The organism is Streptomyces adustus, assembly GCF_009377175.1.
Classification (GTDB): Bacteria; Actinomycetota; Actinomycetes; order Streptomycetales; family Streptomycetaceae; genus Streptomyces; species Streptomyces adustus.
The window spans coordinates 1-17953 of sequence record NZ_VJZD01000204.1 but is presented as its reverse complement, the minus strand read 5'-3'; the positions used below and the strand labels follow the sequence as shown (position 1 = coordinate 17953).

Sequence of the window (17953 nt, the reverse complement as noted above, 5' to 3'; positions counted from 1 at the left end):
CCCCTGACCCGGCCCCCACTTCCGGCAAGTCCCACCCCACCAAACCCGCCGCTCACCCAAGAGAAGGTCAAGGATTCGTTAGCGTCCCGAAGCATCGGAATAGTTGCCCAGGCGCACGGGTTCAAGCTGCACGTATCCGCATGGATCACCACCCGCCGATCCCCGTACGGATCCCACCCCCGACGTTCTTCCGGCCTGGAGGCCTTACTCAATGACGCACACGCCGACCGACCAGCCCGCCCGGCGAGCGAGCGGGGCCGTCGTCCCGGTCCTCGCCTTCGCGGGCATCGTTGTCGCGGTGATGCAGACCCTGCTCGTCCCGGTCATCAAGGACCTGCCCCAGCTGCTGGCCACTGAGCCGAGCAACGCCACCTGGGTCCTGACCTCGACGCTGCTCTCGGGAGCCGTGGCCACACCGATCATGGGACGCCTGGGCGACCTCTACGGCAAGCGGCGGATGCTGATCCTCAGCCTCGCCGTGATGGTGGTGGGCGCCCTGGTCAGCGCGCTCACCAGCGACCTGATCGTCATGATCGTCGGCCGTACGCTCCAGGGCTTCGCGATGGGCGCGATCCCGCTCGGCATCGGCCTCATGCGCGACATGCTGCCCCGCGAGAAGCTCGGCTCGGCGATGGCCCTGATGAGCTCCTCGATCGGCGTCGGCGGCGGCCTCGCGCTGCCCGCCGCGGCCCTCGTCGCCCAGCACGCGAACTGGCACACCCTCTTCTACGGCGCCGCCGCTCTCGGTGTCGTCGCCATCGCGCTCGCCCTGCTCGTCGTCCCCGAGTCCCCGGCCCGCGCCGAGGGCTCCTTCGACCTGCCCGGCGCGCTCGGCCTGTCCACCGGCCTCGTCCTGCTCCTGCTGCCGATCACCAAGGGCAGCGACTGGGGCTGGACGTCCGGCACCACGCTCGGCCTGTTCGCCGCGGCACTCGTGGTCCTGCTCCTGTGGGGCCTGATGGAGCTGCGCGTCGCGGCACCCCTGGTGGACCTGCGCACCACCGCCCGCCGCGAGGTCCTCCTCACCAACCTCGCCTCGATCATGGTCGGCGTCAGCTTCTACGTCGTCTCGCTCGTCCTGCCCCAGCTGCTCCAGCTGCCCGCCGCCACCGGTTACGGCCTCGGCCGGTCGATGGTCGTGGCCGGTCTGTGCGTGGCCCCGCTGGGCCTGACGATGATGTTCACCGCACCGGTCTACGCCCGGCTCTCGGCCCGCTACGGCCCGAAGACGACCCTGATCCTCGGTCTGCTGATCATCGCGGCCGGCTACGGCGGCGGCCTCGGCCTGATGGACGCGGCCTGGCAGACGGTCGTCACCTCCGTGGTCCTCGGTGCCGGTATCGGCCTGGCCTACTCCTCGCTGCCCGCGCTGATCGTCGGCGCGGTGCCGGCCTCCGAGACGGGCGCGGCCAACGGTCTCAATACGCTGATGCGCTCCATCGGCACGTCCGTGTCCAGCGCCGTCATCGGCATGGTGCTGGCGAACACGGCGAACCACGTCGGAGGCACGGCGTTCCCGAGCCTGCACGGCTTCCACGTCTCCTTCCTGATCGCGACCGCCGCCGTCGCCGTCGGCCTGCTGCTGGCCCTGTTCCTGCCGGGACAGCGCCCGTCGGGCGTCCCGCAGCTGCGCGCGAGCAGCGAGGAGGACGCCAACCTGGAGCGCGCCGAGGAGGTGCTGCGCGGCTTCCGCGGCCGGGTCCTGGACGCCGGCGGCTCCCCGGTCGCCCGTGCGAAGGTCACGCTGATCGACCGCAGGGGCCGTCAGGCGGGCGCCACCGTCTCCGCGGAGGACGGCAGCTACGCGCTCGCGGTCCCCGCCGAGGGCGCCTACGTGCTGGCCGCCAAGGCCGCGGGCCATGCCCCGCTCGCCTCGTCGGCGACCCACCCGGGCGCCGACCGTCCGGTGGATCTGGACCTGTCCCTGCCGGGCGAGACCGTCCCGGCCTGACCACCACCGCCCGCCCCACGCTCCCGGCGCGCTCCCCCCGCACGCCTGTCGCCACCGCACCCCCCGTCGCCACCGCGCCGGGGGGTGCGGCAGCATGAGCGCCCGGAGCCCCGTACGACCGAAGAGGACCGCCATGCCCGCAGCACCCAAGCCCGAGATCCTGGCCGCGTTCGAGGCCGCGAAGGGGTTCATGCCCGTGCACGAGGGGCTGGCGCTGTACGCGGCGGCCGTCGAGGCGGGCGCGCTGGGGCTGCCCCTGCTGGAGGTCGGCACGTACTGCGGCCGCTCCACGGTCCTGCTCGCCGACGCGGCCCGCGCGGCCGGGGTCACCGCGATCACGGTCGACCACCACCGGGGCAGCGAGGAGCAGCAGCCGGGCTGGGACTACCACGACCCGCAGACGGTCGACCCGGAGATCGGTCTGATGGACACCCTGCCCACCTTCCGGCGCACCCTGCACAAGGCCGGTCTGGAGGACCACGTGGTGGCGGTGGTCGGGCGTTCCCCGCAGGTCGCCGCCCTCTGGGGGACACCCCTCGGGCTCGTCTTCATCGACGGCGGCCACACCGACGAGCACGCCGGCGCCGACTACGAGGGCTGGGCGCCGCACGTCGCCGAGGGCGGCCTGCTGCTGATCCACGACGTCTTCCCCGAGCCGGCCGACGAGTTCACCGGCCAGGCTCCGTACCGCGTCTACCTGCGGGCACTGGAGTCCGGCGCGTTCACCGAGGTGTCGGCGACCGACTCGCTGCGTGTGCTGCGGCGCACGGGCGCGGGGAGCTGAGCCGCCGGGACCGGGCGGTTAGGGTGACTGTCGTGTCGTATTCAGGACCGGAGTTCGAACCCGCCCCGTCCCGCCGCTCCCCGCTGCGCCGCCCGCTGGTCGTGGCGCTCGCCGCGCTGGCGCCGGGCGCGCTGCTCGGCTGGGGGGTGTACGCGGCGGTCGGCGGCCCCGCCGCCCCGGGCGGTGCGGCGAGCGCGGCGGTGGGGACCCCGGCGGCCGGATCCGGCTCCACCGGTCCCGCCGCGGACGGCGACGGGAAGCCGACCGCCTCGTCGGGCTCCGCCGGGTCGGGCAGCCTCAAGGGCAAGGTCGTCGTCATCGACCCGGGCCACAATCCGAACAACTTCCGGCACACCGCCGAGATCGGCCGCAAGGTGGACATCGGCACGAACCGGAAGGAGTGCGACACGACGGGGACGTCCACCAACTCCGGTTACGCGGAGGCCCGGTTCACGCTCGACGTCGCCCATCGGCTGCGCGCGCTCCTCCAGGCGCAGGGCGCCACGGTGAAGCTGACCCAGGACGGCGACCGCGCGTTCGGGCCGTGCGTGGACGAGCGGGCCCGGATCGGGAACACCGCGCACGCGGACGCGGTGATCTCGATCCACGCGGACGGCGCGGCGGCCGGCGACCGCGGCTTCCATGTGATCCTTCCGGCGTCCGTGCACGCCGGGGCCGCCGACACCCGTCCCATCACCGCCCGTTCGCACGATCTGGGGGTGCGCGTGCTGGGCGGCTTCCGCCGGGTGACGGGCAGCGCGCCCGCCAACTACCTGGGCGACGGCACCGGTCTCGTCACGCGTAAGGACCTCGGCGGTCTCAATCTGTCAACGGTTCCCAAGGTGTTCATCGAGTGCGGCAACATGCGCGACGGCAAGGACGCGGCGCTGCTGACCAGCGGCGCCTGGCGACAGAAGGCCGCGCTGGGGATCTCTGAGGGAATCGTGAGTTTCCTGCGCGGGTGACGATCAGTGCGCTGATCCCTGCGGACAGCCCGATCGTATGGACGATAATGTCGTTCTTACGATGAGGGGTCACCCCCGCGCTTCACACCAGGGCCTGACGGCGACATGGTGACAGCGACACCTCTACCGACGACGTGACGACTGACGAAGGACCTGAAGTGAATATCCGCTCCCTCACTCGAGGCGACGGCGTGGTGATCGGAGCAGCGGTACTGCTGTTCATCGCGTCGTTCTTCGACATGTTCTCGATCGACGGGCTCCCCGACAGCTACGACCTTCCGAGCCTGTGGTCCAGCGGCGGGGTCCTCCTGGGGGTCGTCCTGGCGGGAATTATCGGCGCCGCGCTCATCGTCGTCTCGCGGGGGCTTCCGCAGCCGCCCAAGGTCGTCGGCCTGGACCTCGCCCCGTTCGGTGTCGCCTTCACGGTGTTCGCCGCGTGGAGCGCGCTCGGCAACGTCTTCGACCCGGCCGGCGGCGGCGACAACATGGGTGGCAGCAGTTCCGTCAGCGCCGGCGCGGGCCTGATCCTGGCCCTGCTGGCCACGCTGGTCATGGCCGGAGCGGCCGTCGCCACCCCGCTGGTCCCGGCGTTGCAGACCCCGCTGCTCCCGGCTCCGACCCCGCCGGCCCCGCAGCCGTACGGCGCCCAGCCGTCCGGTGGTTACGGCTACCCGGGCGCGCAGCAGCCGCAGTACGGCGGCCAGCCCCCGTACGCCGGCCAGCCGCAGCAGCCGCAGGCCCAGGCCCCGGCGCCGCAGCCGGCGCAGCCCGCCGGCGACTTCTCCCCGTTCTGGTTCGCCGTGCCGGTGCCGCGTCCGCTGTTCGCCGAGGACGGCTCGCCGGCGCCGATCGCCGAACTCGCCCCGGGTACCTGGTACCTGGCGGTCGAGCAGAACGGTCCGGCGCTGGTCGCGCAGACCCAGGACGGCCGCCGTGGCGTGCTGCGGGACACCTCCGGGATCCAGCGCGGCTGACCTCAGCCGTCCGGCCGGCCCCTCGCCCTTCCGGGCGGGGGGCCGTTGTCGTACAGTCGCAACCCCTGACTGACACACCGTCAGAAAGCGGGAGGCGTCATGCGACTCGGTCTCGCACTCGGCTACTGGGGGCGCGGTCCCGGCCCGGACGACGTCGCGCTGGCCCGGGAGGCGGAGCGGCTCGGTTACGACTCCGTGTGGACGGCGGAGTCCTGGGGCTCGGACGCCTTCACCCCACTGACCTGGATCGCCGCGCGGACCTCAAGGATCAGGCTGGGTACCGCGGTTGCGCAGATGGCGGCCCGGCCGCCGACGACGACCGCGATGCACGCGCTGACGCTGGACCATCTCAGCGGCGGGCGGCTGCTGCTGGGCCTGGGCCTGTCCGGCCCGCAGGTCGTCGAGGGCTGGTACGGGCGCCCGTTCCCGAGGTCGCCGCTGACCGCGACCCGGGAGTACGTCGACGTCGTACGGCAGGTGCTGCGGCGCGCGGGGCCGGTGGAGCTGGCCGGCCGCTTCCACGCCCATCCCTACCGCGGCCCGGACGGTACGGGCCTGGGCCGGGCCCTGAAGCCGATCACCCATCCGCTCCGCCCCGACCTGCCCGTCCTGCTCGGCGCCGAGGGGCCGAAGAACGTGGCGCAGACGCTGCGGATCGCGGACGGCTGGCTGCCGCTGTACTGGGCGCCGAACCGGCCCGGGGTGTACGGGCCCGCGGTCGCCGACCTGTCCGCCACCCGACGAGCCTCGGACCGGGGCGAGTTCATGGTCGCGCCGATGGCGCAGGTACGGATCTGCGACGACGTCGCCGCGGGGCTGTTGCCCGTCAAGGCCATGCTCGGCTTCTACATCGGCGGGATGGGCCACGCGGCCCGCAACTTCCACGCCGACCTCATGGCGCGCATGGGGTACGAGAAGGAGGCGCGGCGGATCCAGGAACTGTTCCTGTCCGGGCGGCGGGAGGAGGCCGTGCTCGCGGTGCCGGACGCCTTCGCCGACGAGATCTCGCTGGTCGGGCCGCGCGAACGGGTCGCCGAGCGGCTCCAGGCGTGGCGCGCGGGCCCGGTCACCGACCTGCTGGCCCTGGTACGCGACCGGCACACCCTGCGCGTCCTGGCCGAACTCAACTCCTAGGACCTGTCGGCTTCGACTTCTCCGGCGATTCCGGCAACCCGTGGACCACTTCGCACCTCGATCTCGTCGACGTGCGCCGACGTGGAGCGGCGGCCCCGGGTATGCCCGGGGCCGCTTCCGGCCGACCGTCCGCCGACGGATCGGGCGGATTCACACGATGGCGCGGGGCGCGGTGTCCGGGCGGCCGGACGGCGGAGCGTCAGCCGCCGGACAGCTGGGCGGCCGTCGGCACCTGGTCCTCCACCTCGGCGCCCGCGCTCCGGCCGGCGTCCTTGACCTGGCCGACCAGGTTCTCGAAGGTGCCCGCGGCCGCGTCGGCCGAGTCGCCGCCGCGCAGCTTGGCCGGCAGGTTCTTGAGGGTGTCGACGCCCGCGGCCAGCGGGGCGACGGCCTTCGCCAGCAGCGGGTCGCCCTGGGCGTTGCGCAGCGCGGCCTTGAGCCGGTTGTACGCGAACGCGCCCGCGACGCCCGCCTTCACCAGGGCGAGCTTGCGGCCCGACGTGCCCTTCTCGAACTTGCCCGCCCTCCAGGGGCCGACGATCCACTGGTAGGTGGCACCGGCCGCGAGACCCGCGTTGGTCACGAACCGGGCCTTGGCGAACTTCTGCTGTTCGGCGGAGGTGCTGGGACTGGCCGTGGGGACGGCCGTGGTGTTCTGCGCCGAGTCCCCGGCGCCGCCGCAGGCGGTGCCGCCGACGAGCAGGGCACAGCAGAGGGTCAGCGCCACGGCGAGGTGGCGTATCGGCACACGCACGAAGTCCTCCCGACGTGAGGGGTCTCCCAGCAGGTTCACCCCGCGCCGTCGGCTACGCCACTCGGGGGACCCTGCCGCATACTCCCCCCGGGCACCGCCCGGGCCCCGTCGTTTCTCCGGGTTTCAGCCGGGAATCCGGGGCCAGACGGTAGTCATGTCTCGATATCGCAGTGGTTCCAACTCCGCCGGGACGGTCATAGCGGTGGTCGCCGACATCATGGCCGTCATTCTCGGACTGTGGATCCTCATGTATCTGTTGGACGCCAACCGGGGCAACGACCTGGTGCAGTTCGTCCACCACGTCGCCGACTGGCTGGCCGGCTGGTCCCGTGACCTGTTCACCTTCGACGAGGCCTGGGCGCGGGTCGTCGCCGGCTACGGCCTGGCCGCCGTGGTGTACCTGTTCATCGGCCACGCCATCGCCAACCGCGCCCACCGTCACTGACCCGGCGGGCGCCGGTCCGCCGAGGCCTGCGAAGCGGGCCCTAAACGCAGCAGTCCGGGTCCAGCCCCTTCGGCAGGAACTCGCCGCCGAAGACGGCGCAGGTGGCCTCGTCGCCGCCCAGGGCCGCCACGGCCAGGAGCAGCGAGCCGGCCGTCCAGGTGGTCAGTTCCTGCGGCCAGACGGCCTCGTCGTCGAAGACGTAGCCGGTCCAGTACAGGCCGCTGTCCGCGTCCCGCAGGTGCTGGATGGACTGGAGGATCTCCAGCGCCCGGTCGGACTCGCCCATCGCCCAGAGCGCGAGGGCGAGTTCGGCCGACTCACCGCCGGTCACCCACGGGTTGGGGACCACACAGCGCACCCCGAGGCCGGGCACGACGAAGCGGTCCCAGGACTCCTCGATACGGGACTTGGCCTCGGCTCCGGTCAACGCGCCGCCGAGGACCGGGTAGTACCAGTCCATCGAGTAGCGGTTCTTGTCGAGGAACCGCTCCGGGTGGCGCCGGATGGCGTGCCGCAGCGCGCCCGCCGCCAACTCCCAGTCCGGCTGCGGCTCTTCGCGCTGCTCGGCGATGGCCAGCGCGCAGCGCAGCGCGTGGTGGATCGACGAACTGCCGGTCAGCAGCGCGTCCGTGGTGTCCGTGCCGTCGTCGTCGCGCCGCCAGCCGATCTGTCCGCCGGGCTGCTGGAGGGCGAGGACGAACTCGACCGCGCCGACGACCGTCGGCCACATGCGGTCCAGGAACGTGTCGTCGCCGGTGGCGAGGTAGTGGTGCCAGACGCCGACGGCTATGTAGGCGACGAAGTTCGTCTCGCGGGAGCGGTCGGTGACGTCGTCGAAGTCCCCGTCCGCGTAAGCCGCGTACCAGGAGCCGTCCGGGTTCTGGTGCCGGGCCAGCCAGTCGTACGCCCACTCGGCGGCCGTGTGCTCGCCCGCCGCGTCCAGCGCCATCGCGGCCTCGGTGTGGTCCCACGGATCGAGGTGGTGGCCCCGGAACCACGGGATCGCGCCGTCCTCCCGCTGCACGTCGAGGATGCCGCGTACGGTCGCGGCGGCCTGCTCGGCGGTGAGGACCCCGGGCAGGACGAGGTGTTCTGTCCGGGGGGTGGTCACGTGGCGTCCGCCTCGGACGCGCCGGACGTGGTGGACCCGGCGGAGAGCCGGGGCAGATGCGGCTTGGTCGCGTACGCCACGAAGCTCTTGCCGATCAGCGGGTTCAGCGCCTGCTCGGCGACCCGGGTGGCCAGCGGCTTCTTCATGATGTCCCAGACCAGGAGCTTGTGGTACGCCCGCACCGGCAGCGCCTTGTCGTTGTCGACGCCGAACGCGCACTTCAGCCACCAGTACGGCGAGTGCAGCGCGTGCGCGTGGTGGGTGCCGTAGGGGCGCAGTCCGGCCTGCCGGATCTTCGCGAGGAGTTCGTCCGCCTTGTAGATGCGGATGTGGCCGCCCTCGACCTCGTGGTAGGCGTCGGACAGGGCCCAGCAGACCTTCTCCGGGCCGTAGCGCGGGACGGTGATCGCGATGCGGCCGCCGGGCTTGAGCACCCGGACCATCTCCGCGAGGACGCCCTTGTCGTCCGGGATGTGCTCCATGACCTCGGAGATGATCACGACGTCGAAGGACTCGTCGGGGAAGGGCAGGGCGAGCGCGTCGCCCTCCATGGCGGTGGCGGTGGCGCCGGCCGGGGCCTCGCCGGCCTCCTTCATCGCCGCGAACCACTTCGCGACCTCGCGGATCTCGTCGCCGTTCTGGTCCAGTGCCACGACCTGCGCGCCGCGCCGGTAGCACTCGAAGGCGTGCCGGCCCGCCCCGCAGCCGAGGTCCAGGACTCGGTCGCCCGGCGCGAGCGGGAACCGGGAGAAGTCGACGGTCAGCACGTGGCCCTGCTTTCGGGATAGACGCCGGTAACGCTGGTCGAGGTCGTGGTTTCGGGGGCGAGGGCGGGGGCGACCCCGGCGGGGGCCCCGCCGCGCTGGTGCGGCCGGGTGCGGGCGATGGCCTCGCGGTAGTGGGCGACCGTGCCCTCGGCGGCCCGGGCCCAGGTGAAGCGGGCCAGGACGCGCTCGCGGCCCGCGCGGCCGAGCCGGGCCCGCAGCCGCGGGTCGCCGAGCAGCCGGCTGAGCGCGGCGGCCAGCGCGCCCGCGTCGCCGGGCGGCACCGCCAGACAGGTCTCGCCGTCGGGTCCTGCGACCTCGGGGATGGCCCCGCCGGTCGTGGCGACCAGCGGGGTGCCCGTGGCCATGGCCTCGGCGGCCGGGAGGGAGAAGCCTTCGTAGAGGGAGGGCACGCAGGCGACCTGGGCCGAGCGGACCAGGTCGACGAGTTCCGCGTCGGAGATGCCCTTGACGAACTCGACGCAGCCTTCGAGGCCGTACCGCTCGATGGCCTGGGCGACGGGCCCGTCCTCGGCGCGCTTGCCGACGACGACCAGATGGGCCTCGGGGTGCTCGGTGCGCACCTTCGCCAGCGCCTCGACCAGGAACACCAGCCCCTTCAGCGGCACGTCCGCGCTGGAGGTGGTCACGATGCGGCCCGGGACCTGCGCCACCGACGGGTCGGGGCGGAACAGGTCGGTGTCGGCGCCGATGTGGACGACGTGGACCCGGTCCCGGCGCACGCCGAGGTGGTCGACGATCTCCTGCTGGGAGGAGCCGGAGACGGTGAGCACGGACGGCAGACGGCGCGCCACGCGCTTCTGCATCCGGGTGAAGCCGTACCAGCGGCGCACCGAGAAGCGGCGCTGCCGGCTGTCCGCCGCGTCCAGCTCCAACTGCCGGTCCACGGTGATCGGGTGGTGGATGGTGGTGACCAGGGGCGCGCCGATGTCGCCCAACAGCCCGTAGCCGAGGGTCTGGTTGTCGTGCACGACGTCGAAGTCGCCGCGCCGGGCCCGCAGCAGGCGGCGTGCGCGCAGCGAGAACGTCACCGGTTCCGGGAAGCCGCCGGTCCACATGGTGGCGACCTCCAGCGCGTCGATCCAGTCGCGGTACTCGTCGCGGCCGGGCGTGCGGAAGGGGTCGGGCTGGCGGTAGAGGTCGAGGCTGGGCAGCTCGGTCAGACTCAGCCGGCCGTGGGTCTCGCCGTCGACCGCGTCGAGGACCGGGTACGGCTGGGCGCCGATGACCTCGACGCGGTGGCCGAGGCGGGCCAGCTCACGGGAGAGGTGGCGGACGTAGACGCCCTGGCCGCCGCAGAACGGGTTTCCCTTGTACGTCAGGAGCGCGATGTCGAGCGGTCGCCCGCCGTCCGCGGCGAGGTCCCTCCCAGGACCCGCCTGACTGGCCTCAGCGGTCACTCCGGGCCCCCTTCTGCCTGCATGGTCCCGCGAGGTTACGCCGGGACGCTAATCTAGAACAAGTTTCAGACTTGATCGTTCGGGAGGCTCTGAATCTACCGGCAGGTAGGGGAGCTGTGAGCAGTGGATCAGGTGATTCACGCCACGGCGGACGGCCTCTGCCATGCTGTCTGATCACCAGCCCTCACCGACTGTCACGGAACGGGATCCATGCCTGCGGAAGCCAAGGTGGTCAAGGTGGAAGCCAGCACCGACAGACCGGCCCTCCCGGCCCTCACCGAACGGCAGGCGGCGCGCCGGCGCCGCATTCTGCACGCGAGCGCGCAGCTCGCCAGCCGGGGCGGTTTCGACGCGGTGCAGATGCGCGAGGTCGCGGAGTCCTCGCAGGTCGCGCTCGGCACGCTCTACCGGTATTTCCCGTCCAAGGTGCATCTGCTGGTCGCCACCATGCAGGACCAGCTGGAGCACATGCACGGCACGCTGCGCAAGAAGCCGCCGACCGGCGACACCCCGGCCGAGCGGGTCGCGGAGACGCTGATGCGCGCCTTTCGCGCCCTTCAGCGCGAGCCGCACCTGGCGGACGCGATGGTGCGCGCGCTGACCTTCGCGGACCGCAGCGTCTCCCCCGAGGTCGACCAGGTCTCCCGCCAGACCACGCTGATCATCCTGGACGCGATGGGAGTTGCGGACCCGGGCCCCGCGCAGCTGTCCGCGGTCCGCGTCATCGAGCACACCTGGCACTCGGCGCTCATCACCTGGCTCTCGGGCCGCGCCTCCATCGCCCAGGTGAAGATAGACATCGAGACGGTGTGCCGGCTGATCGACCTGACGTCGCAGGAGGAGCCGCGCGAACCGCGCGCCTGAGGGACCCGCGCGTGCGGGAACCCACGCACGAAAAAACCGGCGCACGAAGAAACCTACGAGACGGGTTCCCTTCGCCGGCATGGTCCGGATCAGGTACTGGAGGTCGCCTTCCGGTGAAACCGCCACCTTCGGGCCTCTCAGCTCGACCGTCGACGTCGGCCCCAGCGGATGCCTCTGCGTGCTGCCTGGGCGCCTCGCGGAAGTCGGCTACTCCGGTGGAGCTCCCTCACTCGCCTCGTAGGCCACTTCCAGAGTAGACCTCCGGAGCAGAACGCAATAGCCCAAAAGGGGCTTTTTCCGCCCCTTTTTCGCACGCTCCTCAGGACCACCCCCAGGACCGCCCTCAGGGCCGCCGCTCAGGAGCGCCGGAGGGCGCTCAGTCCTCCGGCGGGAACACCGGCTCCCCGCTGCCCGCCAGGGTGATCGTGATCGCCTCCACCGGGCAGCCCTCGGCCGCCGCCAGCACCCGCTCGTTGGCGGCCGTGTCGGGGTCGACCGGACAGGACTGGCGCCCGGCGTCGAGCCGGAAGCCGGCCGGGGCGTGGTGCAGGCACTGGGCCGAGCCGATGCACAGGGCGCGGTCGACCTCGACGTGCCAGCGGTCCCCCGCCCCCGCGCCCGACCCCGCTCGCGCGGGAGACACCTCCATCACTCACCCCTCCCAGCCGGCCGGCAGGTGGATCATCTTGTGTTCGAGGAACTCGCCGTACCCCTCCGGGCCGAACTCCCGCCCCAGACCGGAATTCTTGTAGCCGCCGAACGGGCCGAGCATGTCGAGGCTGAAGGTGTTCACGGAGTACGTGCCCGTGCGCACCCGGCGGGCGACCTCGATGCCGTGCTCGACGTCGGCCGTCCACACGCTGCCGCTCAGTCCGTACTCGGAGTCGTTGGCGATCTTCACGGCCTCGGACTCGTCGCCGTAGGGCAGCAGACAGATCACCGGGCCGAAGATCTCCTCGCGGGCGATGCGCATGCCGTTGTCCACGTCGCCGAAGAGGGTCGGCTCGACGTACCAGCCGCGGTCCAGGCCCGGCGGGCGGCCGCCGCCGGTGAGGATCTTCGCGCCCTCCTCCTGGCCGATGCGGATGTAGTCGAGGTTGCGCTGCTGCTGGCGGCGCGCCACCAGCGGGCCCACCTGGGTCGCCGGGTCCAGCGGGTCGCCCACCACCAGCGCGCTCGCCGCCGCCGCGAAGGCGTCCGCGAACTCGTCGTAGCGCGAGCGCGGCACCAGGATGCGGGTCTGGGCCACGCAGGCCTGCCCGTTGTTCATCCAGGCCGCCGAGACGATGCCGGGGACGGCCGTGGCGAGGTCCGCGTCGGGCAGGACCACCGCCGCCGACTTGCCGCCCAGCTCCAGCGTCACCCGGCTGAGGTTGCGCGCGGCCACCTCCATCACCCGCCGGCCGGCCGCGACCGACCCGGTGAAGGAGACCTTGTCGACTCCGGGGTGCCCGACCAGGTACTCGCTGACCTCGCGGTCCGCGGGCAGGATCGACAGGACGCCCTCGGGCAGCCCGGCCTCCCGCGCGATCTCGCCGAGGATGTAGGCGTCCAGCGGCGACTCCGGTGACGGCTTGAGCACCACGGTGCAGCCGGTGAGCAGCGCGGGCGCGAGCTTGGCGGCGGCCACGAACTGCGGGACGTTCCAGGGGACGACGGCCGCGACGACCCCGACGGGCTCGCGGCGCACCAGGATCGGCCCGAGCACCCCGGCCCGCCGCTCCTCGTACGCGAAGTCCCGGGCGACGGTGATCGCCGCGTCCCAGACCATCATCGCGCCGAGCGCCTGCGCGAGGACGCTCCAGGAGTACGGCGAGCCGTTCTCGGACGAGATGACGCGGGCGATCTCCTCGTGTCGTACGGCGATCGCGTCCTTGATCCTGGAGACCACCGCGATCCGCTCCTCGGGCGTCATCCGCGGCCAGGGCCCCTCGTCGAACGCCGTGCGGGCGGCGGCGACGGCCCGGTCCACGTCGGCCGTCGAGGCGTGCGGCACCCGTCCGATGACCTCCTCGGTGTGCGGCGAGATCACCTCGATGACCTCCTCGCCCAGCGGGTCGGTCAACTCCCCGCCGATGAACAGCTGTCCGTGTTCCACGAGTTCGGTCATGGCGACTGCCTCCCCGGCACGACTCTGACGATCCATCAGATACGGAACTGATAGCAGCTCCGCCCCGAGGAGTCCACGGCCGGGACACCCGCCGCGACGGTCGACTCGGGCTCCCATCGAAACCTGTTCTAGTTATAGTGGCCGGGACGCGGCGATTGGGGAGCCCATGACGCAGGTGCACGACCACGGCGGCGGCGTACGGTCCGTCGAGGTCCCCATCCCGGACAACCCCCTCGGCCACACCCTCGTGTACGTCGTCGACACCGACCGCGGCCCGGTGCTGATCGACACCGGCTGGGACGACCCCGCGTCCTGGGACACGCTCGCCGAGGGGCTCACGGCGTGCGGCACCTCGGTCGCCGACGTCCACGGCGTGGTGATCACCCATCACCATCCCGACCACCACGGACTGTCCGGCCGGGTCCGCGAGGTCTCCGGCGCCTGGGTCGCGATGCACGCGGCGGACATCGCCATCGTCCGCCGCACCCGGGAGACCCGGCCCGGCCGCTGGTACGCGTACATGGCGCACAAGCTCACCGCCGCGGGCGCCCCCGAGGCGCACGTCGCCCCGCTGCGCGCGGACCGGCCCCGGCGCGCCCTGCCCGGCCTCGCCCCCGCCCTGCCCGACCGGGAGATCGTCCCCGGTGAACTGCTCGACCTCCCGGGCCGCCGGCTGCGCGCCGTCTGGACCCCGGGCCACACCCCCGGCCACGTCTGTCTGCACCTGGAGGAGCGACACCCCGCCGGGCTCACCGGCCGCGGACGGCTGTTCTCCGGCGACCATCTGCTGCCCCGGATCACCCCGCACATCGGCCTGTACGAGGACCCGGACGACGCCACCGTCACCGACCCGCTCGGCGACTACCTCGACTCCCTCGAACGCGTCGGCCGGCTCGACCCGGCCGAGGTGCTCCCGGCCCACCAGCACGCCTTCGCCGACGCGCCGTCGCGCGTACGGGAGTTGCTGGCCCACCACGAGGAGCGCCTGGACGGCCTGCTGACCCTGCTGGCCGCCCCGCTCACCCCCTGGCAGCTCGCCGAGCTCATGGAGTGGAACCGCCCCTGGGACCAGATCCCCTACGGCTCCCGGAACATCGCGGTCTCGGAGGCCGAGGCCCATCTGCGGCGCCTGGTGAAGCTGGGCCGGGCGGAGGCGGTGACGGGGAGCGAGCCGGTGACTTACGTGGCGGTGTGAGGTGACGTGCGTGGCGGTGTGAGGTGACGTGCGTGGCGGTGTGAGCGGTGTGCCCCGTCGGCGGGCCGCACCCGCGCACCGGACCACCGCACGGCCGCCCCTCGGCGTGTTTCTACGGGCCGGTAGAGTGGCGCCGTCGTCATCACACCCGTACGGGGGAAAGCCGGTGCAATTCCGGCGCTGACCCGCAGCCGTGAGCCACCGCGAGGTGGCGAGCCGGATCGCCCCGCACGGTACGTGACCGGCTCACGCCCACCGGCGGCCCGCCGGTGTACGGCACCGTCGAGGTCTACGGAGCCGAGCCGCCCGGGGGTGCCCCGTGCTGTCCGGCTCCCCGCAGGGAGAGGCATCCGCCGATCATGAACGTCCGCCGCAGCGCCGCGGTCCTGGCCGCCGCCGCCGTGATCGGCGGTGCCACGCCCGCCGTCGCCGCCGACTCGTCCCCGTCGCCCTCGGTGGCGATACCCGCCGGCCTCTACGGCCGCACCGACCCCACGTACGACGGTGTGTGGCGGCAGTCCCTCGCCCTGCTCGCGCAGAACACCGTGGGCGTACGCCCCGCCTCCTCGGCCATCGGCTGGCTGACCGGGCAGCAGTGCGCGAACGGGGCGTTCGCCGCTTTCCGCGCCGACACCACGAAGCCCTGCGACGCCAAGCTGATGGTCGACACCAACAGCACGGCCGCCGCCGTCCAGGCCCTGGCCGCGCTCGGCAACCACACCCCCGTCACCGCCAAGTCCGTCGCGTGGCTGAAGTCCGTGCAGAACGCCGACGGCGGCTGGGGCTACTCCCCGGGCGGCGCCAGCGATGCCAACTCCACCGCCGTCGTCGTCGGCGCGCTGAGCGCGACGGGCGAACAGCCCCAGAACGTCGTCAAGGGCGGCAAGTCCCCCTACGACGCCCTGTTGAAGCTCGCCCTGCCCTGCACCGGCGACGGCGCGGGCGCCTTCGCCTACCAGCCCGACAAGAAGGGCGCCCTCCTCGCCAACGCGGACGCCACCGCGGCGGCCGTGGTCGCCGCCCTCGGCAAGGGGCTCGGGGGCGCCGCCGCGAACCCGGACTCCGAGGGTCTCACCTGCAAGGGTCCGGCCGCGGACGCCGGGCAGGCGGCCCGCAACGGCACCACGTACCTGGCCAGGGAGCTGACCGGCACCGGGCATCTGACGTCGTCGCTGCCCGGCGCCGAGGACCAGCCCGACTACGGCAACACCGCCGACGCGGTCGTCGCCCTCGCGACCGCCGGCCAGAGCGAGGTGGCCGCCCCGGCCGTGCACTGGCTCCAGACCAACTCCGCCAAGTGGGCGCAGCAGGCCGGCCCGGCCGCGTACGCGCAGCTGATCCTCGCCGCGACCGCCGTCTCCGCCGACCCGCGCCACTTCGGCTCCCAGGACCTGGTGGCGCTCCTGAACGCGACCGGCCCCGGGCCCGTGTACGTGCCCACCGCCGCCCCGTCGGCCTCGGCCGACGCCAAGGGCGGGACGGCCGCGGCCGAGGACTCCTCCGGCCCCGGAACCGCCGTGTGGATCGCCGGCGGCGTCCTGCTCGTCGTCATCGTCGCCGTCGGCTTCATGCTCTTCGGGCGCGGCAGGAACAAGCAGTCGTGAGCCGTCGCCGTGCCGCCGCCGCACTGCTCCTGGCCGTGCTGCTCCCGTTGCTGGGAGCGGCCGGCCAGGCGCAGGCCACCGGCTACCGCTACTGGTCCTTCTGGGACCGCACGGGCGGCGACTGGACCTACGCCACCCAGGGTCCGGCGACCGCCCGCCCCGACGACGGCGACGTGCAGGGCTTCCGGTTCGCGGTCAGCGCGGACTCCCAGGACGCCAGTCGCCCGCGCGGCACGGCCGACTTCGCGACGATCTGCGCGAAGACCCCCGCACGCGACGGGTCCAAGCGGGTCGCCCTGGTCATCGACTTCGGCACGCTCGCCGACGCCCCCTCGGGCGAGCGGCCGCCCGCGTCGCGGACGGCCTGTGCACAGGTGCCCTCCGACGCCAGCACGGCGGAGGCGCTGGCCGCGGTGGCCAAGCCGCTGCGGTACGACACCAACGCCCTGCTGTGCGCGATCGCCGGATACCCGCGACAGGGCTGCGGTGAGCAGGTGTCGGCGCCGGAGAAGCCGAAGAGCACGGCGACGGCGGCCGCGGCGGAGCGGCCCGCGACGGACGGGGGCCCCTCGGTGGGCCTGATCGCGGGTTGCGCGGCCGTGGCCGTCCTGGCGGCTGCGGCACTCTGGCAGGCCCGGCGGCGCGGGCGTGGCTAAGAGCTCCGGACAGAAGTGGGGTCCGATCAGCGGGCGGTGTCCGGTGCGTGCGATCGCAAGGCGCCGGAAGGTCCTGGTAGCGGAGCTACCAGGACCTTCCGGCAACGCGGCTGGGGGTCCCCCCTCTGGGGGAGTGCGTGCCGGACACCGCCCGCCGGGCCCCACTTCTGTCCGGACCTCTCGGGTCCGACGGCGGCCGCCGCGGGGGACCGCGCGGCCGGTCGGCGACGGACGGCCGGCCGGGCCCGCCGCCCGGCGGCCGTACCACCCGGCCGTGCACCCGGGTGCCTGGTGGCTGTGGTCGATATCCCTCGGCGTGGCGGCCACCCGGACCACGAATCCGATCCTGCTCGCCCTGCTGGTCGCGGTCTCCGCCTATGTCGTCGCGACCTGCCGCCCCGCCGCCGCCCTGTGGGCCCGCTCCTACGGCGCCTTCGTCCGGCTGGCGCTGGCCGTGCTGGCCATCCGGCTCGTCTTCGCCGTCGCGCTCGGCTCACCGATCCCGGGCACGCACGTCCTCGTCACCCTGCCCGAAGTCCCGCTCCCCCACTGGGCCCAGGGCATCCGGCTCGGCGGCCGGGTCACCGCCGAGGCAGTCGTCTTCGCCCTCTACGACGGCCTGAAGCTCGGCACACTGCTCATCTGCGTGGGCGCCGCGAACGCGCTCGCCGGACCCACCCGCCTCCTCAAGTCCCTGCCCGGTGCCCTCTACGAGACCGGGGTGGCCGTGGTCGTGGCGCTCACCTTCGCCCCGAACCTGATCGCCGACGTCCAGCGGCTGCGCGCCGCCCGCCGGCTGCGCGGCCGCCCCGACCGCGGCCTGCGCGGCCTGCTCCAGGTCGGACTGCCGGTCCTGGAGGGCGCGTTGGAGCGGTCCGTCGCCCTGGCCGCCGCGATGGACGCCCGCGGCTACGGCCGTACCGTCGCCGTGCCCGCCCGGGTCCGCCGCACCACCACCGCCCTCACCCTCGGCGGGCTGCTCGGCGTCTGCGCGGGAACGTACGGCCTGCTCACCGCGGAGGGCGGCAGCTACGGCGTCCCGGTCCTGCTCGCCGGGCTCGCCGCCGCGCTGGGCGGCCTGTGGCTCGGCGGCCGCCGTACCCCGCGGACCCGCTACCGCCCGGACCGCTGGGACCTGCGCGCCTGTCTGGTGGCGGCCTCCGGGGCCGCCGTCGCCGCGCTGCTCGGCGTCGCGGACGAGACGGCCCTGCACCCCGGTGT

The 17953-nt window shown here is 73.3% G+C and carries 17 protein-coding genes; 11 read left to right on the top strand and 6 right to left on the bottom strand.

Going from position 1 to position 17953, the window contains the following annotated elements; genetic code table 11:
* The first annotated feature begins 211 nt into the window (after positions 1-211).
* The 5 genes from FNH09_RS34775 to FNH09_RS34755 all read left to right on the top strand — a co-directional run bounded on the left by FNH09_RS34775 (position 212) and on the right by FNH09_RS34755 (position 5808).
* On the top strand, positions 212-1951 hold the full coding sequence (locus FNH09_RS34775) for an MFS transporter (protein ID WP_152893871.1): 1740 nt from the start codon (positions 212-214) through the stop codon (positions 1949-1951).
* Positions 1952-2084: 133 nt separating this feature from the next.
* On the top strand, positions 2085-2735 hold the full coding sequence (locus FNH09_RS34770) for a class I SAM-dependent methyltransferase (RefSeq protein WP_152893870.1): 651 nt from the start codon (positions 2085-2087) through the stop codon (positions 2733-2735).
* Between the two features lie 32 nt (positions 2736-2767).
* Positions 2768-3700, top strand: coding sequence for an N-acetylmuramoyl-L-alanine amidase (locus FNH09_RS34765; RefSeq protein ID WP_162469556.1), 933 nt, complete (start codon positions 2768-2770; stop codon positions 3698-3700).
* A 158-nt stretch (positions 3701-3858) separates the two neighbouring features.
* The gene (locus tag FNH09_RS34760) at positions 3859-4674 is read left to right on the top strand and encodes a DUF5336 domain-containing protein (RefSeq protein WP_162469555.1); all 816 of its coding nucleotides are present in this window, start codon (positions 3859-3861) and stop codon (positions 4672-4674) included.
* Positions 4675-4773: 99 nt separating this feature from the next.
* Positions 4774-5808, top strand: coding sequence for an LLM class F420-dependent oxidoreductase (locus tag FNH09_RS34755; protein WP_152893869.1), 1035 nt, complete (start codon positions 4774-4776; stop codon positions 5806-5808).
* A gap of 199 nt (positions 5809-6007) precedes the next feature.
* Here the strand turns inward: FNH09_RS34755 and FNH09_RS34750 are convergent, their stop codons facing one another.
* Entirely contained in the window at positions 6008-6562 is a 555-nt protein-coding gene (locus FNH09_RS34750) for a hypothetical protein (protein ID WP_162469554.1), read from the bottom strand.
* 154 nt (positions 6563-6716) lie between these two features.
* Between FNH09_RS34750 and FNH09_RS34745 the strand changes: the two genes are divergently transcribed.
* Positions 6717-7007, top strand: coding sequence for a hypothetical protein (locus FNH09_RS34745; RefSeq protein ID WP_152893868.1), 291 nt, complete (start codon positions 6717-6719; stop codon positions 7005-7007).
* 40 nt (positions 7008-7047) lie between these two features.
* Here the strand turns inward: FNH09_RS34745 and FNH09_RS34740 are convergent, their stop codons facing one another.
* From FNH09_RS34740 to FNH09_RS34730, 3 genes are read right to left on the bottom strand one after another with little or no spacing between them, the layout of a single operon-like run.
* The gene (locus FNH09_RS34740; protein WP_162469553.1) at positions 7048-8118 is read right to left on the bottom strand and encodes a prenyltransferase/squalene oxidase repeat-containing protein; all 1071 of its coding nucleotides are present in this window, start codon (positions 8116-8118) and stop codon (positions 7048-7050) included.
* The gene (locus tag FNH09_RS34735; RefSeq protein WP_162469552.1) at positions 8115-8885 is read right to left on the bottom strand and encodes a methyltransferase domain-containing protein; all 771 of its coding nucleotides are present in this window, start codon (positions 8883-8885) and stop codon (positions 8115-8117) included. The genes FNH09_RS34740 and FNH09_RS34735 overlap by 4 nt, the downstream gene beginning before the upstream one ends.
* A complete protein-coding gene (locus tag FNH09_RS34730; protein ID WP_162469551.1) occupies positions 8879-10303 on the bottom strand; it encodes a glycosyltransferase in 1425 nt (474 codons plus the stop codon). The genes FNH09_RS34735 and FNH09_RS34730 overlap by 7 nt, the downstream gene beginning before the upstream one ends.
* 210 nt (positions 10304-10513) lie before the next feature.
* On the opposite strand from FNH09_RS34730, the gene FNH09_RS34725 reads away from it, so the two are divergent.
* Entirely contained in the window at positions 10514-11167 is a 654-nt protein-coding gene (locus FNH09_RS34725) for a TetR family transcriptional regulator (protein ID WP_152893867.1), read from the top strand.
* 376 nt (positions 11168-11543) lie between these two features.
* Here the strand turns inward: FNH09_RS34725 and FNH09_RS34720 are convergent, their stop codons facing one another.
* On the bottom strand, positions 11544-11816 hold the full coding sequence (locus FNH09_RS34720; protein ID WP_152893866.1) for a ferredoxin: 273 nt from the start codon (positions 11814-11816) through the stop codon (positions 11544-11546).
* A gap of 3 nt (positions 11817-11819) precedes the next feature.
* Entirely contained in the window at positions 11820-13277 is a 1458-nt protein-coding gene (locus tag FNH09_RS34715) for an aldehyde dehydrogenase (protein ID WP_152893865.1), read from the bottom strand.
* A 166-nt stretch (positions 13278-13443) separates the two neighbouring features.
* Here FNH09_RS34715 and FNH09_RS34710 point away from each other — a divergent pair, with 166 nt between their 5' ends.
* The 4 genes from FNH09_RS34710 to FNH09_RS34695 form a co-directional block, all read left to right on the top strand.
* Positions 13444-14472 carry an MBL fold metallo-hydrolase gene (locus FNH09_RS34710; RefSeq protein WP_152893864.1) on the top strand — a complete coding sequence of 343 codons (1029 nt, stop codon included), beginning with the start codon at positions 13444-13446 and terminating at the stop codon, positions 14470-14472.
* Positions 14473-14831: 359 nt separating this feature from the next.
* On the top strand, positions 14832-16076 hold the full coding sequence (locus FNH09_RS34705) for a prenyltransferase/squalene oxidase repeat-containing protein (protein WP_152893863.1): 1245 nt from the start codon (positions 14832-14834) through the stop codon (positions 16074-16076).
* On the top strand, positions 16073-16732 hold the full coding sequence (locus FNH09_RS34700) for an SCO2322 family protein (RefSeq protein ID WP_162469550.1): 660 nt from the start codon (positions 16073-16075) through the stop codon (positions 16730-16732). Before FNH09_RS34705 ends, FNH09_RS34700 begins: the two co-directional genes overlap by 4 nt.
* A gap of 274 nt (positions 16733-17006) precedes the next feature.
* Positions 17007-17953, top strand: a 947-nt coding sequence (locus FNH09_RS34695) for an energy-coupling factor transporter transmembrane component T (RefSeq protein WP_338017780.1), incomplete at its 3' end; no start/stop codon positions are given.

Coding starts and splice junctions, on each gene's coding strand:
- FNH09_RS34775 (WP_152893871.1), top strand. CDS start 212: ATGACGCACACGCCGACCGACCAGCCCGCCCGGCGAGCGAGCGGGGCC.
- FNH09_RS34770 (WP_152893870.1), top strand. CDS start 2,085: ATGCCCGCAGCACCCAAGCCCGAGATCCTGGCCGCGTTCGAGGCCGCG.
- FNH09_RS34755 (WP_152893869.1), top strand. CDS start 4,774: ATGCGACTCGGTCTCGCACTCGGCTACTGGGGGCGCGGTCCCGGCCCG.
- FNH09_RS34745 (WP_152893868.1), top strand. CDS start 6,717: ATGTCTCGATATCGCAGTGGTTCCAACTCCGCCGGGACGGTCATAGCG.
- FNH09_RS34725 (WP_152893867.1), top strand. CDS start 10,514: ATGCCTGCGGAAGCCAAGGTGGTCAAGGTGGAAGCCAGCACCGACAGA.
- FNH09_RS34720 (WP_152893866.1), bottom strand. CDS start 11,816: ATGGAGGTGTCTCCCGCGCGAGCGGGGTCGGGCGCGGGGGCGGGGGAC.
- FNH09_RS34715 (WP_152893865.1), bottom strand. CDS start 13,277: ATGACCGAACTCGTGGAACACGGACAGCTGTTCATCGGCGGGGAGTTG.
- FNH09_RS34710 (WP_152893864.1), top strand. CDS start 13,444: ATGACGCAGGTGCACGACCACGGCGGCGGCGTACGGTCCGTCGAGGTC.
- FNH09_RS34705 (WP_152893863.1), top strand. CDS start 14,832: ATGAACGTCCGCCGCAGCGCCGCGGTCCTGGCCGCCGCCGCCGTGATC.